Raw genomic sequence first — 16090 nt, forward strand, 5'->3', positions numbered from 1 at the left:
CCGGGTCGGGGCGCGGTGGCGGTTCCGACCGGCCCACGGGCCGGCGTCCCCGTCGGTGGGCGCTGACGGCAGGGGGCGAGACCACCGGTCAGGTGGTCTCGCCCCGGGCGTCGGGTGGGTCAGCGGGCCGGGAACTCCCGGTCCAGGGCCAGGTTGAGCTCCAGGACGTTCACCCCGGGCTCCCCCATGAAGCCGAGGGACCGCCCGGTGGTGTTCGCCTCGACGAGGCGACGGACCGCCGCCGGGTCGGCGCCGCGCTCGCGCGCGACCCGGTTGACCTGCAACTCGGCGTACGCCGGGCTGATGTGCGGGTCGAGGCCACTGGCGCTGGCGGTGACCGCGTCGGCGGGCACCGCGGGCTCGGCGGGCGCGTCGCCGCGGATCGGGGTGATGATTCCACCCTCGGCCACGTAGTCCTGCCCCGGCTGGGCCGGCTCCACGGTCACGCCCTGGTAGGTGGTGATGAACGGGGTGGCCGGGGCGGCCTGGTTGACGCTCACCACCCGGGTCACCGGGCCGGTGAGGCCACCGGCGCGGAACACGGCGAGCACCGCGCCGACCCCCTCCGGGGTGCAGTACGGCCGGCTGCCGTCCACGCCGTTGAGCTCGCCGACCGCCTTGCTGCGCTCGCAGACCTGGGTGAGCAGGCTCTGCGAGGATTCCTCCGGGTCGGTGGCGATGGTGTCCACGACGCTCTCCGGGCCGAGGTTGCTGGCCGCGGTGGCGATGGGGTCGTAACCGTCGCCGGCCGCGGACGGACGGCTCTGGAAGTAGCGCGTGACCGGGTTGCCGTCACCGTCGGTGAAGGACTGGCCGATCAGGCTGCTGCCCACCGTCCGACCGTCGACCGTGGTCAGGGAGCCGTCCGCCTTGCCGGCGAGGCCGGGGATCTGACCGACGGCGACCAGGGCGAGCGGGTAGGCCAGGCCGAGCAGGACGGTGAAGACGAGCAGGGCCCGTAGGGCAGCGAGGTGCTGGGCGAGCCAGGTGGGTAGGCGCATCACGAGATCCCTGGGATGAACTGGATGAGCAGGTCGATGAGCTTGATGCCGACGAACGGCACGACGAGGCCGCCGAGGCCGTACAGCCAGAGGTTGCGGCCGAGCAGCTTCGACGCGCTCGCCGGCCGGTACCGCACGCCGCGCAGGGCGAGCGGGATCAGCGCGACGATGATGATCGCGTTGAAGATGACCGCGGACAGGATCGCCGACTCCGGGCTGGCGAGCCGCATGATGTTCAGCGCGTCCAGGCTCGGGTAGAGGCCGGCGAACATGGCCGGGATGATCGCGAAGTACTTCGCGACGTCGTTGGCGATCGAGAAGGTGGTCAGCGAGCCGCGGGTGATCAGCAACTGCTTGCCGATCTCCACGATCTCGATGAGCTTGGTCGGGTCGGAGTCGAGGTCGACCATGTTGCCGGCCTCCTTGGCGGCCGACGTGCCGGTGTTCATGGCCACGCCGACGTCGGCCTGGGCGAGCGCCGGTGCGTCGTTGGTGCCGTCACCGGTCATCGCGACCAGCCGGCCGCCCTCCTGCTCCTTCTTGATCAGGGCGAGCTTGTCCTCCGGCGTGGCCTCCGCGAGGAAGTCGTCGACGCCGGCCTCCTCCGCGATGGCCTTCGCCGTACGCGGGTTGTCACCGGTGATCATCACGGTCCGGATGCCCATCCGGCGCATCTCGTCGAACCGCTCGCGCATGCCGGACTTGACGACGTCCTTCAGGTGGATGACACCGAGCGCGCGGGCCGGCTCGCCGTCGACGTGCTCGGCCACCACCAGCGGGGTGCCGCCGGTGCCGCTGATCGCGTCGACCAGGCCGCCGACCTGGGCGGTGGGGTGGCCACCGTTCTCCCGGACCCACTTCATCACCGCCGAGGCGGCGCCCTTGCGGATCCGCCGTACGCCCCCGTCGACGCTTTCGGCACCGAGGTCCACGCCGCTCATCCGGGTCTCCGCCGTGAACGGCACGAAGGTGGCGTGCGGCATGACGCCGGCCTCACGCTCACGCAGCCCGTACTCGTTCTTGGCGAGCACCACCACCGAGCGCCCCTCCGGGGTCTCGTCGGCGAGGCTGGAGAGCTGGGCGGCGTCGGCCATCTCCGCGTCCGACACCCCGTCGATCGGGATGAACTCGGAGGCCTGCCGGTTGCCCAGGGTGATCGTGCCGGTCTTGTCCAGCAGCAGCGTGTTCACGTCGCCGGCCGCCTCGACGGCCCGGCCGCTCACCGCGAGGACGTTGCGCTGCACGAGGCGGTCCATGCCGGCGATGCCGATCGCCGACAGCAGCGCACCGATGGTGGTGGGGATCAGGCAGACCAGCAGGGACACCAGCACGATGCCGCTGACACCGCTGTCGGTGATCGCGCCGCTGTCCGCGGCGGCGGCCTGGTAGCCCTTCGAGAAGATCGCCAGCGGCTGGAGGGTGACCACCGCGAGCAGGAAGATGATCGTGAGCGCGGCGAGCAGGATGTTCAGCGCGATCTCGTTCGGCGTCTTCTGCCGGTTGGCGCCCTCGACCAGGGCGATCATCCGGTCGATGAAGCTCTCCCCCGGCTTCTGGGTGATCTTGACGACGATCCGGTCGGAGAGCACCTTGGTGCCACCGGTGACCGCGCTGCGGTCACCGCCGGACTCCCGGATCACCGGGGCGGACTCGCCGGTGATCGCCGACTCGTCGACGCTGGCGATGCCCTCGACGACGTCACCGTCACCCGGGATGGTGCCGCCGGCCTCGACCAGGACGATGTCGCCCTGCTTCAGCTCCGGGGCGGGCACCGCCTCGTCCCGGTACCGGTTCGCCGGCGTGCCCGGCGCCCAGCCGATCAGGCGGGTGGCGATGGTGTCCCGCTTCGCCTGGCGCAGGCTGGCCGCCTGGGCCTTGCCCCGGCCCTCCGCGACGGCCTCGGCCAGGTTGGCGAAGAGGACGGTGAGCCAGAGCCAGACAGTGATGGCCCAGGCGAACACGGACGGCTCGGCGACCGCGAGCACGGTGGTGAAGACGGCGCCGATCTCGACGATCAGCATCACCGGGTTGCGCCACAACGTACGCGGGTCGAGCTTGCGCAGCGCGTCCGGCAGGGACCGGAACAGCTGCTTCGGGTCGAGCAGGCCCCCACCGACCCGGTTGCCCTGGGTGGCCGGGGTGCCCGCGGTCGGCTGTTCGCCGGCCCCGGATGTCACCGACGTGACGGACATGTTCTCGTTCCTCATGGAGTTCACAGCCCCTCAGCCAGCGGGCCGAGCGCGAGTGCGGGCAGGAAGGTCAGCGCGACGAGGACCACCGTGACGCCGACGACCATCCCGATGAACAGGGGACGGTGGGTCGGCAGGGTTCCCTCGGACGCCGGGGTGGGCTGCTGCCGGGCCAGCGAGCCGGCCAGGGCGAGCACGAAGATGATCGGCAGGAACCGGCCGAGCAGCATGCACAGCCCGAGTGCGGTGTCCCACCAGGTGGTGTTCACCGTGATGCCGGCGAACGCCGAACCGTTGTTGTTGCTGGCCGAGGTGAACGCGTAGAGGACCTCGGAGAGCCCGTGCGGGCCCACGTTCAACGCGGTCGCGTTGTTGCCGGTGGCGAACGCCGCGGCCGTGCCGATCAGCACCAGCGCCGGGGTGATCAGGAAGTACATCGAGGCGAACTTGATCTCCCGCGACCCGATCTTCTTGCCCAGGTACTCCGGCGTGCGACCGACCATCAGACCGGCCACGAACACCGTGATCACGGCGAGGATCAGCAGGCCGTAGAGGCCCGCACCGACACCACCGGGCGCGACCTCGCCGAGCATCATGTTGACGATCGGCATCATGCCGCCGAGCGGGGTGAACGAGTCGTGGAAGGAGTTGACCGCGCCGGTCGAGGTCAATGTGGTGGCCGCGGCGAAGGTCGCCGAGTTCGACACGTCGAAGCGGACCTCCTTGCCCTCCAGCGCCGCCCCGACCGCCTGCGGCACGGTGCCGTGCCCGGCCAGCTCGAAGACGTTGGTCAGGGTGATGCTGGCCAGCGCGAGGATGGCCATGACGGCCGCGATCGCGTAGCCCTGCCGGTTCTGCCCGACCATGCGGCCGAAGACGCGCGGCAGGCTGAACGGGATCAGGAGGATCAGGAAGATCTCGATCCAGTTGGTCCACGTCGTCGGGTTCTCGAAGGGGTGGGCGCTGTTGACGTTGTAGAAGCCGCCACCGTTGGTGCCCAGCTCCTTGATGGCCTCCTGGCTGGCCACCGGCCCGCCGGTGATCGTCTGGCTCCCGCCGGTCAAGGTGCTGACGTCGGTGCCGGCCGAGAGGTTCTGCACCGCGCCGCCGATCATCAGCGCGATCGCGGCGAGTACCGCGATCGGCAGCAGGATGCGCAGGGTGATCCGGGTCAGGTCGACCCAGAAGTTGCCGAGCTGCTGCGTACGGCTGCGGGCGAAGCCCCGCACCAGGGCGACCGCGATCGCGATGCCGACCGCCGCGGACACGAAGTTCTGCACCGCGAGACCGGCCATCTGCACCAGGTGGCCCATGGTCGACTCACCCGAGTACGACTGCCAGTTCGTGTTGGTCACGAACGACACGGCGGTGTTCCAGGCGCCGTGCGGCACCACCGGGCCGAAGCCCAGCGAGAGCCACAGCTTGTCCTGCACACGCTGGAACAGGTAGAGGAAGAGGATCGAGACCGCCGAGAAGGCCAGCACGCTGCGGGCGTACACGCCCCACGTCTGCTCGCCGGCCGGGTTGACCCCGACCAGGCGGTAGATCCCGCGCTCGACCCGGGAGTGCCGGGCTCCGGACACCACCCGGTACATGTAGTCGCCGAACGGCTTGTAGACGGCGACCAGCACCGCCACCAGCGAGAGGACGAAGATGACGCCGGCTGTTGTCATGGTCATCAGAAGCGCTCCGGGAAGAGCAGGGCGACGACCAGGAAGATCCCCAGGCCGATCGCCAGCACCAGACCGACGGCGTTGACCGCGCTCACAGCTTCTCCACCGCCCGCACCACCAGGGCGAGCGCCGCGAACAGCGCCACCGTCAAGACCACGAACACCACGTCAGACACGCTGACTCCTCGTACGGAAAAGGTTCGTCGCGACCGCCTGCCGGTCGCGCGGAGCAATCAAAGCGCCGGTGGGTGGGCGGCGACAGGGCGCATAACGCGACCATGACGGCCGCCTCCGCTTTCTTGACGCGCTTTTCACGCGGCCCCCCCCGATCAGGTGAAAGGGCCCACAGAAGCGGACCGGCCGGACGTCGCCGCCCGGCCGGTCGAGGTCGCCGTCGTCGCACCTCAGGCGGCCTGACGGCGGCCCGGTTCGCCGTCCGACGGGGTCACCGTCGGCGGGAACGGCCGGGCCGGGGCGGTCGGCGCCTGGACGGCCCGCGCCTGGGCGGTCCGTGCCGATGCGGTCGGCGCCGGGGCGGGGGACGGGCCGGGGGCCGCCGCGTACGTCCGCAGGCGGCGGTAGCCCGCCCCGAGGCCCGCGGCGAACCCGAACCCGGCCGGGTACGCCCAGGCGGAGGCCGGCGCGCCGACGAGTTCACCGAACTCGTTCGCCAGGAACCCGACGAAGGTCATCGCGCCCAGCACGGTCACCGCGCCGACGGCCCGCAGGTCGGGCACGAAGCGGGCGAACCCACCGAGCGCGATCGCGACGACGAGCGCCCGGCCGGGCAGTTCGTCCGGCGGAAAGAGCAGGGCCGCCAGCAGCGCCGCACCGACCACCAGCACCGCGCCGACCGCGACGCTGATCCCGGTCGGGGTCCCGTCGTCCCGCGTCCCGACTCCCCGATGCTGGTCGACGCCCACGGCAGGCCTCCCCCGAACGTGAGCCCGCCCACCGGGCCCGTCCGTCGCCATACCACCCCCGCCGCTCCGCCACGGTCGACGGCTTTCACGCACCCATCACGGCGGAACGCACATTCTTGACGAGCGCATAACGCGCCACCTCGGCCTGCGGTGGGGACGACGCGCCGATCTTGCACCTGCTGCCCTGACATTCCGGCCCAAGCTCACGAATCGACGGCCGAAGATGCAAGATCGACGGGAGTCAGGGGTAGGGGGCCGGGCCGGCGGGTCGGCGCCTGTTGACTCGCCGGTAACCGGCGGAGATCGTGGTGGCCATGGCGACCCCCGACCGCTCCCCCTCACCCTGGCGCGAGCCCGAACACGACGACCTGGCGGACCTCGCCCGCACCTTCTTCACGAAGGAGGTGCTCCCGCACGCCGACCGGTTGGCCGCCCAGGGGCACCCGGACCGTGAGCACTACCGCCGCGCCGGCGAACTGGGCCTGCTCGGCCTCTCCGTTCCCGAGCAGTACGGCGGCGGGGGCGGCGGCTTCACCCACGAGACGGTGGTGCTCCAGGAGCAGGCGTACACCGGTGAGAGCAGCCTCGGCCTGGCCGTGCACAGCGGCATCGTCACCGGCTACCTGGTCGCGTACGGCAGCGAGGAGCAGAAGCGGCGTTGGCTGCCCGGGCTGTGCAGCGGCGAACTGGTCGGCGCGATCGCGATGACCGAGCCGGACGGTGGCTCCGACCTGCAGGCGATGCGCACCCGGGCCGTGCGCGACGGCGACGACTACCTGGTCACCGGCGCCAAGACGTTCATCAGCAACGGCGGCCTGGCCGATCTGGTCATCGTGGCCGTCAAGACCGATCCGGAGCAGCGGGCGGCCGGCATCTCCCTGCTGGTCTGCGAGGTCGGCGGCGATCCCGAGGGCTTCCGCCGCGGCCGGCTGCTCGCCAAGATCGGGCTGCACGCCAACGACACCGCCGAGCTGTTCTTCGACGGGCTGCGGGTGCCGGCGGCCAACCTGCTCGGCGACGCCGAGGGGCTCGGCTTCGTCCAGCTCATGCAGCAGCTGCCCCAGGAGCGGCTGGTGCTCGCGGTGGGCGCGGTCGCCGCCATGGAACGGGCCGTCGACCTGACCGTGGCGTACGCGAAGGAGCGCACCGCCTTCGGCAAGCCGCTGCTCGGCCACCAGAACACCCGGATGGTGCTCGCCGAGTGCGCGACCCGGGCCCGCACCGGGCGGGTCTTCCTGGACGACTGCATCATCCGGCACACGCGCGGCGAGCTGGACGTGGCGACCGCCGCGATGGCCAAGTACTGGCTGACCGAGGGGCAGTGCGAGGTCGTCGACCGATGCCTGCAGCTGTTCGGCGGCTACGGCTACACCACCGAGTACCCGATCGCCCGGATGTACGCCGACGCCCGGGCCCAGAAGATCTACGGTGGCACCAACGAGATCATGAAGGAGCTGGTCGCCCGTGCCCTCTGACGGCGGGCCGCTCGCCGGGGTGCGGGTGGTCGAGCTGGCCAGCCTCGCGCCCGCCCCGTTCGGCTGCATGGTGCTCGCCGACCTGGGCGCGGACGTGGTGCGGGTCGACCGGCCCGACGGCCCCGGCGCCGGTCGGCTGGCGGCGCCGCCGGGCGGCCCCCTGCAACGTGGCCGGCGGGTCACCGCGCTGGACCTGAAGTCGCCCGAGGGGGTGGCCGACCTGCTGCGCCTGGTCGACCGGGCGGACGTCCTGGTCGAGGCGTACCGGCCGGGGGTCGCGGAGCGGTTGGGCTTCGGACCGGAGACCTGCGCGGCCCGCAACCCCCGCCTGGTGTACGCCCGGATGACGGGCTGGGGGCAGGACGGTCCGCTCGCCGCCCGGGCCGGCCACGACATCGACTACATCGCCGTGGCCGGCGCCCTGGAGCCGCTGGGCCGGGCCGGGGAGCGTCCGTACGCGCCGGGAAACCTGATCGGCGACTTCGCGGGCGGCGGGATGCTGCTCGCGGTCGGGGTGCTCGCCGCGCTGCTGGAACGTGAGCGCTCCGGCGTCGGCCAGGTGGTGGACGCCGCGATGGTCGACGGCTCCGCGCTGCTCACCGCGTTCCTGCACGGGATGATCGGCACCGGCCTGTGGTCGGCGCCGCGGGGGCGCAACCTGCTCGACGGCGGGGCGCCGTTCTACGACACGTACCGCACCGCGGACGGCGGGTTCATGGCGGTCGGTGCCCTGGAGCCGGCCTTCTACGCCGCTCTCCTCACCGGCCTGGGGCTGGCCGACGACCCCGACCTGCCGGCCCAGTACGACCCGACGGGCTGGCCCGAACTGCGCCGCCGGTTCACCGACCGGTTCGCGGAGCGGACGCGGGACGAGTGGACGGCCGTCTTCGCCGACCTGGACGCGTGCGTGGCGCCGGTGCTCGCCCCCACCGAGGCGCACCGGCACCCGCACAACGCGGCCCGGGGCACGTTCGTCGAGGTGGCCGGCGAGATCCAGCCCGCCCCGGCCCCCCGCTTCACCCGCACCCCACCAGCACCACCAGCCCCGCCGAGTGAGCTGGAGCCGATAGCGGACATCCTCGCGAGCTGGCCGTAGAAAGAGATCTTGGTAGGAAAGTGCCCCTGGAGGGGCCTCTTCCTACCAAGATCCGTGGAGGAGCGTGTGGCGCGCGTACTCAGGCGCGCACCGGGGTGCGCTCCGGCTCCGGCTCGCCGGGCTCGGCGGCGGCTTCCCGGGCGTCCGGGCCGTCGCCGTGCTCGTCGAGCATGGTGGCCTCGTCGAACGGCGCCTGGCCGGAGAGCACGGCCTGCGCCTGCTCCCGGTCGAACTCGCCGGTCCAGCGGCCGATCAGGACGGTGGCGACGGCGTTGCCGGCGAAGTTGGTCAGCGCCCGGGCCTCCGACATGAACCGGTCGATGCCGACGATCAGCCCGACGCCGTCCACCAGGTCCGGCCGGTGCGACTGGAGGCCGCCGGCCAGGGTGGCGAGACCGGCACCGGTGATGCCGGCGGCGCCCTTCGACGCGATGATCATGAACACGAGCAGCGAGATCTGCTCGCCGACCGACAGCGGGTTGCCCATCGCCGAGGCAATGAAGAGCGAGGCCATGGTCAGGTAGATGGCGGTGCCGTCGAGGTTGAAGGAGTAGCCGGTCGGGACGGTGATGCCGACGACCGGCTTGCTGACGCCGAAGTGCTCCATCTTCGCGATCAGCCGGGGCAGCGCCGACTCCGACGACGAGGTCGACACGATCAGCAGGAACTCGCGACCGAGGTACCGCAGCAGCGAGAAGATCGAGACGCGGGCGACCAGCCAGAGCAGCGCGCCGAGCACCACCAGCACGAAGATCAGACAGGTGGCGTAGAAGCCCAGCATGATCTGCGCCAGGCTCTTCAGCGCGTCCATGCCGGTCGCGCCGACCACGGCGGCGATCGCGCCGAACGCGCCGATCGGGGCCAGCCACATGATCATGGTGAGGACCTTGAAGACCAGCCGCTGGATGGTGCCGACGGCCCGCAGCACCGGCTCGCCCCGGCTGCCCATGCTCTGCACGGCGAAGCCGACCAGCAGGGCGACCAGCAGAGTCTGGAGCACCTCACCGCCGGTCAGGGCGGACAGCAGCGAGGTCGGGATGATGCCGAGCAGGAAGTCGACCGTCCCCTCGCTCTCCGCGCCGGCGGCCTTCTGACCGGCCTCGGCCAGCTCGTTGCTCAGCTGGAGGCCGCTGCCGGGGTGGATCACGTTGCCGACCACCAGGCCGATGGCCAACGCCACGGTCGACATGACCAGGAAGTAGCCGAGCGCGAGGCCGCCGACCTTGCCGACCTTGGCGGCCTGGCGCACGGAGCCGACGCCGAGCACGATGGTGCAGAAGATGACCGGGCTGATCATCATCTTGATCAGCGCGACGAAGCCGGTGCCCAGGGGCTTGAGCTCCTGTGCCGCGTCCGGGGCGACGAAGCCGAGCACGATGCCCGCGACGACGGCGACGATCACCGCGAGGTAGAGGAAGTGGGTGCGGTCCCGCCGGGGCCGCGTGGCCGGTGTGCTGGTGGTGGGGGTCTGCATGGCTGAGACTGTGGCCCAGGTCTCAACCGGAATCAGCCTTGCGTTCATTCTGTTCACCGACCTGAAGTGCCGGCGAAACAGGACCCGCCCCCGTCGCGACGAGGAGACATGACCGGACGGAAATGGAGCATCGCCGGACAGCTGTTCGCGCTCCAGGTCGTGGTGGTGACGCTGCTCGTGGCGGCCGCCACCCTCGGCGTGGCGCTGGTCGCCCGCGCAGACGCCCGGGACGCGGCCCGCCAGGAGGTCCTCGCGGTCGCCGAGACGGTCGCCCGGTCGCCGCAGGTGGTCGCCGCGCTGGCCACCCCGCGCCCGGCGGCCACCCTCCAGCCGTACGCCGAGTCCATCCGCGTCGCCACGAGGACCGACTTCGTGGTGGTGATGGCCCCGGATCGCACCCGCTACTCGCACGCCGACCCGGCCCAGATCGGCCGGCCGTTCATCGGCGAGATCGGGCCGGCCCTCGCCGGGCAGCCCTTCACCGTGGTCAACACCGGCACCCTGGGCGAGTCGGTCCGGGCGGTCGTCCCCGTACGCGACACCGACGGACAGGTCGTCGGTCTGGTGTCCGTCGGCATCACCACCGAGGCGATCAACCGGGAGCTGATCCGCAAGTCGCCCATCCTGCTCGTCGCCACCGCCGCCGCGCTGGCCCTGGCCGGCGCCGGCTCCTGGCTGCTGAGCCGGCGGCTGCGCCGGCAGACCCACGGCCTCGGCCCGGCCCAGATGACCCGCATGTACGAGTACTACGACGCGGTGCTGCACTCGGTCGGCGAGGGTCTGGTGGTGATCGGTCCGGACCGCCGGATCGGGCTGGTCAACGACGAGGGCCGTCGTCTGCTCGGCCTGCCCCTCGACGCGCCGGTCGTGGACCGGCCGGTGACCGACGTCGACCTGCCGCCCGCGCTGACCGAGCTGATCATGTCCGGTCAGGCGGCCCGGGACGAGCTGATCCTCACCGCCGACCGCGCGTTGGTCGCCAACCTCCGGCCGACCGGTACCGGCGGACCGTCCCTCGGCACCGTGCTGACCCTGCGCGACCACACCGATCTGCGTGCGCTGACCAGCGAACTCGACTCGGTACGCGGGCTCACCGAGGCGCTGCGGTCACAGGCGCACGAGGCCGCGAACCGGCTGCACACCGTGCTCACCCTGGTCGAGCTGGGACGCACCGAGGAGGCGGTCCGGCTGGCCACCGAGGAGCTGGCGCTGGCGCAGCAACTCACCGACCGGGTCGTCGGCGCGATCACCGAGCCGGCGCTGGCCGCGCTGCTGCTCGGCAAGTCGGCCCAGGCCGCCGAGCGCGGCGTGGAGCTGACCGTCGACCCGGCGTCCCGCCTCGACGTCGGCACCCTGCCCGCCGGCGACCTGCTCACCGTCGTCGGCAACCTGGTCGACAACGCGTTGGAGGCCGTCGCCGCCGGGGAGCCGCCCCGCCGCGTCCGGGTGTACGTGGCCGAGTCGCCCGGCGAGGTGCTGGTCGAGGTGACCGACAGCGGCTCCGGGCTCCCGGCCGAGCGGGTGGCGGACGCGTTCCGGCGCGGCTGGTCCACCAAGTCCAGCGGCCGAGGGCTCGGGCTCGCCCTGGTCGGCCAGGTGCTGGCCCGCCACGACGGCCGGCACGAGGTGGCCGCCGGACCGGACGGCGGGACGGTGTTCCGGGTCCGGCTGCCGGTGCCCGTGGAGCAGCCGACATGAGCGAACACGGTGGGGAGCCCCGCCTCGGCGACATCCGGGTGCTCGTCGTCGAGGACGAGGAGCTGATCGCGGAGGCGCACCGCGCGTACACCGAGCGGGTGCCGGGTTTCCGGGTGGTCGGGGTGGCGCACGACGCCCGGGAGGCCATGCGGGTGCTGCGCCGCACCGGGGCGGACGCCGTCGACCTGGTGCTGCTCGACTTCCACCTGCCCGACGTGCACGGGCTGGACGTCTGCCGCTCGATGCGGGCCGCGGGAAGCGCCGCCGACGTGCTCGCGGTGACCTCGGCCCGGGACCTCGCGGTCGTCCGCGCGGCGGTGGCCCTCGGGGTGACCCACTATCTGCTGAAGCCGTTCACCTTCGCGGCCTTCCGGGACAAGTTGGAGCGCTACGCGGAATATCGGCGGCAGACGTCGGCGGGCGGGGCGGTCGCCGCCCAGCACGAGGTCGACCGGATGTTCGCCACGCTGCGGGGCACCGCGCCGGACACCCTGCCCAAGGGGCTCGGCGCGCAGACCCTCGATCTGGTGCTCGACGTGCTGCGCCGGCGGCCGGGGCTCTCCGCGTCGGAGGTGGCCGAGCACACCGGAACGTCCCGGGTAACCGCCCGCCGCTACCTGGAGCACCTGGTCGAGACCGGCCGGGTCACCCGCACGCCCCGCTACGGCACGCCGGGCCGCCCGGAGGTCGAGTACCGCCCGACCTGACGGGAGGACCGGAAACATCCCCGTTCCCGGGCACGGCGACCCGGAGCGGCATGATCATGGCTGGTGGCGGCATCGGAACCGCCGGAGGAGCGAGGAGGGGCGCGGCCGTGCCGGACGCCGAGGAACTCATCACCGACGCGGTGGCGGCGTCCCGTGGCAACGACGTACGCCTCGCGGAGCGGCAGCTGGACCGGCTCGTCGTCGGCACCGGCGCCGCCGACGGCGCGGCGGCCGTGGACGCGGCGCTGCTGCGTCGCCTGGCCGCCGCCGTCGGCCGACTCTGGCCCCGGGGCTGGCAGCCGGTAGACCTGGACCGCATCGCGAGCCGGCGGCTCGGCCCCCGTGCCGCCCGGCTGCTGCGCGACGCGGTGGCCGCCCAGCGACGCGGCCAGCCGGACCCGGTCCCCGCCTGGTGGGACGACCAGCTGCGCGACCTGGACGCGCGGGTCTGGTGGGACGACGACGCCCGGCATCTCACGGGCTGGGCCACCCGCGAGGGGACCGACCGGATCGCCGCGCTGCGCGAGGCCGTCGAGGCGCTGGCGCTGGTGGAGTCCCTGCCCCCGATCGCCGTGCTCCGCCCGCCACCCGGATCGGCGCAGAGCGTCGCGAGCGGGCCGGTCGGCCGCAGCGGGTCGCGGATCCTGGACCGCGTTCGGGCACTGCTCGCCAAGGCCGAGTCGACGACCTTCCCGGCCGAGGCCGAGGCGCTCACCGGCAAGGCACAGGAGCTGATCGCCCGGCACAGCGTCGACGCGGCGCTGCTCGCGGCCGAGACGCCGCGTGCCGACCTGCCCGGCGGGGTGCGGCTCGGCACCGACCAGCCGTACGCGGGCGCGAAGGCGCTCCTGGTGCAGGAGGTCGCCGGGGCCAACGGCTGCGAGTCGGTCTGGTCCGACGACCTGGGCTTCGCCACCGTGCTCGGCTGGCCGGCCGACCTGGCGGCCGTCGAGCTGCTCTACACCTCGCTGCTGGTGCAGGCCACCGGCGCGATGCTGCGCGGCCGGAACGAGCGCCGGGCAACCTCCGCGGGGCGGCGCACCAAGGGGTACGACGAGGCGTTCCTGCACGCGTTCGCGCTGCGCATCGGGGAGCGGCTGCGGGCGGCCAGCGCGGCGGTGAACGCGCAGGCGGCGCAGGAGGCGGGCGCGGAGCGCCTGCTGCCGGTGCTCGCCGCCCGGGGCGAGGCGGTCAAGGAACGGCTGGACAACCTGTTCCCGGGGGTTACCCGGGCGCGACTGACCGTCCGCGACGCGGAGGGCTGGGCCTCGGGCACGTCGGCCGCCGACCGGGCGTCACTGGACGTCGGCGGCACCCGCCCGACCCGGCAGGTCGGCGGCCGCGGACGCCGCCAACGCTGACCCGCCCGGCGTGGTCGCCGCACTTCTGGGATTTTCTTCGGTACGGATGTAGGGAACGGGGTGTCGGCTCCGACCCCTCGGTGACACCGCACCGACAACGGGGTGCGGCCAGGACGCGAGGAGCAGATCGTGAAGTACATGCTGTTGATCTGGAACCGGCCCGGTTTCGTCGAGGAGCTGTCGGAGCGGGACCGGGTCGCGCTCTTCGGCGAGGTCGACCAGATCATGAAGGAGCTGTCCGAGTCCGGTGAGCTGGTGGGCGGGCAGGCGCTGGCCGACCCGTCGCAGACGCGTACGGTCCGGCTCGCCGGCGGGCACCCGGAGGTCGTCGACGGGCCGTTCATGGAGAGCAAGGAGCAGTTCGCCGGCTACCTGGCCGTGGACTGTGACAGTCCGGAGCGGGCCGCCGAGATCGCGGCCCGCTGGCCGGACGTGCGCTACGGCGGCGTCATGGAGGTCCGCCCGATCATGGACGAGGCCGGGACGGAGATGTGACCAGCGGGTCGGGTCGGGTCGAGGACCTGCTGCGCACCCTCGCGCCGCAGGTCCTCGGCCTGCTCGTCCGCCGGCACGGCCAGTTCGACCGGTGCGAGGACGCGGTCCAGGAGGCGCTGCTCGCCGCCGCTCTCCAGTGGCCGGAGCAGGGTGTGCCGGAGAACCCCCGCGGCTGGCTGCTGACCGTCGCCACCCGCCGGCTCACCGACGAGTGGCGCAGCGAGCGCGCCCGGCGGGACCGCGAGGTCGCGGTGGCCGTCCGCGAGCCGGCGTACGCCGCGGTCGCCCCGCCCGCCGACGCGGAGCCGCCGACCGGCGACGACACCCTGCGCCTGCTGTTCCTCTGCTGCCACCCGGCGCTGCCCCGGTCGGGGCAGGTGGCGCTGACCCTGCGCGCGGTCGGCGGCCTCAGCACCGCGCAGATCGCCCGGGCCTACCTGGTGCCGGAGGCGACGATGAGCCAGCGCATCCGCCGGGCCAAGCAGCGGATCGAGGCGACCGGGGCGCGGTTCACGATGCCGTCGGCCGCCGAGCGGGACGACCGGCTGGGCGCCGTGCTCCAGGTGCTGTACCTGATCTTCAACGAGGGCTACACGGCGTCGAGCGGGCCGGACCTGCACCGGACCGAGCTGACCGGCGAGGCGATCCGGCTGGCCCGGATGCTGCACGGGCTGCTGCCCGACGACGGCGAGGTGACCGGCCTGCTCGCGCTCATGCTGCTCACCGACGCGCACCGGGCCGCCCGGGTCGGCCCGGCCGGCGAGCTGGTGCCGCTGGCCGAGCAGGACCGGGACAAGTGGGATCGGGCCGCCATCGCCGAGGGGATCGCCCTGGTCACCGAGGCGCTGACCTGGTCACCGCCCGGGCCCTACCAGGTGCAGGCGGCCATCGCCGCCGTGCACGCCGAGGCACCGACCGCCGCCGAGACCGACTGGCCGCAGATCGTCGCGCTCTACCGGCTGCTCGCCCGGATCGCCCCGAACCCGATGGTCACCCTGAACCAGGCCGTCGCCGTGGCCATGGTGGACGGTCCGCGTGCCGGGCTCGCCCTGCTCGCACCGCTGGCCGAGGACGAGCGCGTCGCCGGGCACCACCGGGTCGACGCCGTCCGCGCCCACCTGCTGGAGCTGGCCGGCGAGCCGGGTCCGGCGCGGGAGGCGTACCTGGCCGCGGCCCGCGCCACCACCAGCCTTCCCGAGCGCCGCTACCTGGAACGACGAGCAACCCGCCTAACCCCGCCCTGACCCGACGATCATGCAGTTGTGGTGCCTGATGGTTCGACATGTCGCTCATGTTCACCGCCACAACTGCGTGATCGACCGACCCGCGCCAGGCGGCCGGCGCGGACCGCCTAGGGGCGGCAGTCGCGCATCAGGGTGGTGGGGATCCGGGTGTACGTGTCGGCCATCCAGGTGGTGGGCCGTTTCGCGCGGGAGCCGGCGTCGATGCGGTCCGCGGTGTCCGCGACCAGTGCCTCGATGCGGGGGTCCTCGGCCCGTCCGGCCTCGGCGCGCACCTGGTCGGCCAGCTCGGCGAGGTCGGCCCGGAGCTCCTCGGCGATCTGCTCGGCGGTCAACTCGCGTTCGGTGGCCTTGGCCGAGTCCGCGGCGATCTCCTTGCTGGTGGCGATGATGAGCCGGTCGACGGCCTGGCAGACGGCCACGGTGTTGGCGGCGGTGAACGGTGAAGGGCTGGCGCTGCTCGGCGACGGGGCGGGCGGGACGGTGGCGGGCGCCGTCGCGGTGGCCGTGGCGTCCGGCGTGCCGGTGTCCGCGCCGGGCGACTGACAGCCGGCGAGCAGGGCCGTCAGGACGACTGCGCCGACGGCTCGCCGGCCGGTCACGATGGGTGGGAACATCGTGCTCTCCCGTTCCAGGTCGGCCGTCCACGGGGGACGGTCGTGGTGGCGGCACACGGACGGGGACACCTCGTCCCGGTCAACGATCCGGCCCGAGGCGGGGACACGCGTACGCGCGCCGGGCCGGCGTCACCGGCCTGG

14 protein-coding genes are annotated in these 16090 nt (G+C 73.0%); 7 read left to right on the plus strand and 7 right to left on the minus strand.

Annotated elements, in window-relative coordinates:
• Nucleotides 1–119: 119 nt before the first annotated feature.
• The 5 genes from GA0070620_RS19385 to GA0070620_RS32750 all read right to left on the minus strand — a co-directional run bounded on the left by GA0070620_RS19385 (nt 120) and on the right by GA0070620_RS32750 (nt 5785).
• On the minus strand, nt 120–1001 hold the full coding sequence (locus GA0070620_RS19385; RefSeq protein WP_091592901.1) for a potassium-transporting ATPase subunit C: 882 nt from the start codon (nt 999–1001) through the stop codon (nt 120–122).
• Nucleotides 1001–3193 carry a potassium-transporting ATPase subunit KdpB gene (kdpB, locus tag GA0070620_RS19390; protein WP_091592903.1) on the minus strand — a complete coding sequence of 731 codons (2193 nt, stop codon included), beginning with the start codon at nt 3191–3193 and terminating at the stop codon, nt 1001–1003. Before kdpB ends, GA0070620_RS19385 begins: the two co-directional genes overlap by 1 nt.
• 20 nt (nt 3194–3213) lie before the next feature.
• A complete protein-coding gene (kdpA, locus tag GA0070620_RS19395; protein WP_091592905.1) occupies nt 3214–4869 on the minus strand; it encodes a potassium-transporting ATPase subunit KdpA in 1656 nt (551 codons plus the stop codon).
• Complete coding sequence (gene kdpF / locus GA0070620_RS19400) at nt 4869–4958, minus strand: K(+)-transporting ATPase subunit F (RefSeq protein WP_091592907.1); 90 nt, start codon at nt 4956–4958, stop codon at nt 4869–4871. Before kdpF ends, kdpA begins: the two co-directional genes overlap by 1 nt.
• 308 nt (nt 4959–5266) lie before the next feature.
• Entirely contained in the window at nt 5267–5785 is a 519-nt protein-coding gene (locus GA0070620_RS32750; RefSeq protein WP_157741672.1) for a hypothetical protein, read from the minus strand.
• A 314-nt stretch (nt 5786–6099) separates the two neighbouring features.
• Between GA0070620_RS32750 and GA0070620_RS19410 the strand changes: the two genes are divergently transcribed.
• Both GA0070620_RS19410 and GA0070620_RS19415 read left to right on the plus strand, forming a co-directional pair.
• Nucleotides 6100–7260: an acyl-CoA dehydrogenase family protein gene (locus GA0070620_RS19410; RefSeq protein ID WP_091592911.1), complete on the plus strand. Its 1161-nt coding sequence runs from the start codon at nt 6100–6102 to the stop codon at nt 7258–7260.
• Nucleotides 7250–8356 (plus strand): CaiB/BaiF CoA transferase family protein, encoded by a 1107-nt coding sequence (locus tag GA0070620_RS19415; protein ID WP_091592912.1) that lies wholly within the window; start codon nt 7250–7252, stop codon nt 8354–8356. Before GA0070620_RS19410 ends, GA0070620_RS19415 begins: the two co-directional genes overlap by 11 nt.
• Before the next feature lie 79 nt (nt 8357–8435).
• Here GA0070620_RS19415 and GA0070620_RS19420 read toward each other — a convergent pair whose 3' ends face one another.
• Nucleotides 8436–9830 (minus strand): cation:dicarboxylate symporter family transporter, encoded by a 1395-nt coding sequence (locus GA0070620_RS19420; protein ID WP_091592914.1) that lies wholly within the window; start codon nt 9828–9830, stop codon nt 8436–8438.
• Nucleotides 9831–9938: 108 nt separating this feature from the next.
• On the opposite strand from GA0070620_RS19420, the gene GA0070620_RS19425 reads away from it, so the two are divergent.
• The 5 genes from GA0070620_RS19425 (at nt 9939) to GA0070620_RS19445 (ending at nt 15335) form a co-directional block, all read left to right on the plus strand.
• Nucleotides 9939–11528, plus strand: a complete 1590-nt coding sequence (locus GA0070620_RS19425) for a sensor histidine kinase (RefSeq protein WP_091592916.1) — start codon at nt 9939–9941, stop codon at nt 11526–11528.
• Nucleotides 11525–12235 carry a response regulator gene (locus tag GA0070620_RS19430; RefSeq protein WP_091592918.1) on the plus strand — a complete coding sequence of 237 codons (711 nt, stop codon included), beginning with the start codon at nt 11525–11527 and terminating at the stop codon, nt 12233–12235. Before GA0070620_RS19425 ends, GA0070620_RS19430 begins: the two co-directional genes overlap by 4 nt.
• Before the next feature lie 107 nt (nt 12236–12342).
• A complete protein-coding gene (locus GA0070620_RS19435) occupies nt 12343–13596 on the plus strand; it encodes a DUF2786 domain-containing protein (RefSeq protein ID WP_091592920.1) in 1254 nt (417 codons plus the stop codon).
• A 138-nt stretch (nt 13597–13734) separates the two neighbouring features.
• Complete coding sequence (locus tag GA0070620_RS19440) at nt 13735–14091, plus strand: YciI family protein (RefSeq protein WP_231922443.1); 357 nt, start codon at nt 13735–13737, stop codon at nt 14089–14091.
• Entirely contained in the window at nt 14088–15335 is a 1248-nt protein-coding gene (locus GA0070620_RS19445; protein WP_091592923.1) for an RNA polymerase sigma factor, read from the plus strand. The genes GA0070620_RS19440 and GA0070620_RS19445 overlap by 4 nt, the downstream gene beginning before the upstream one ends.
• Before the next feature lie 107 nt (nt 15336–15442).
• Here the strand turns inward: GA0070620_RS19445 and GA0070620_RS19450 are convergent, their stop codons facing one another.
• Nucleotides 15443–15949 (minus strand): hypothetical protein, encoded by a 507-nt coding sequence (locus tag GA0070620_RS19450; protein ID WP_157741673.1) that lies wholly within the window; start codon nt 15947–15949, stop codon nt 15443–15445.
• Between the last annotated feature and the right edge of the window lie 141 nt (nt 15950–16090).

Source organism: Micromonospora krabiensis (assembly GCF_900091425.1).
Taxonomy (GTDB): domain Bacteria; phylum Actinomycetota; class Actinomycetes; order Mycobacteriales; family Micromonosporaceae; genus Micromonospora; species Micromonospora krabiensis.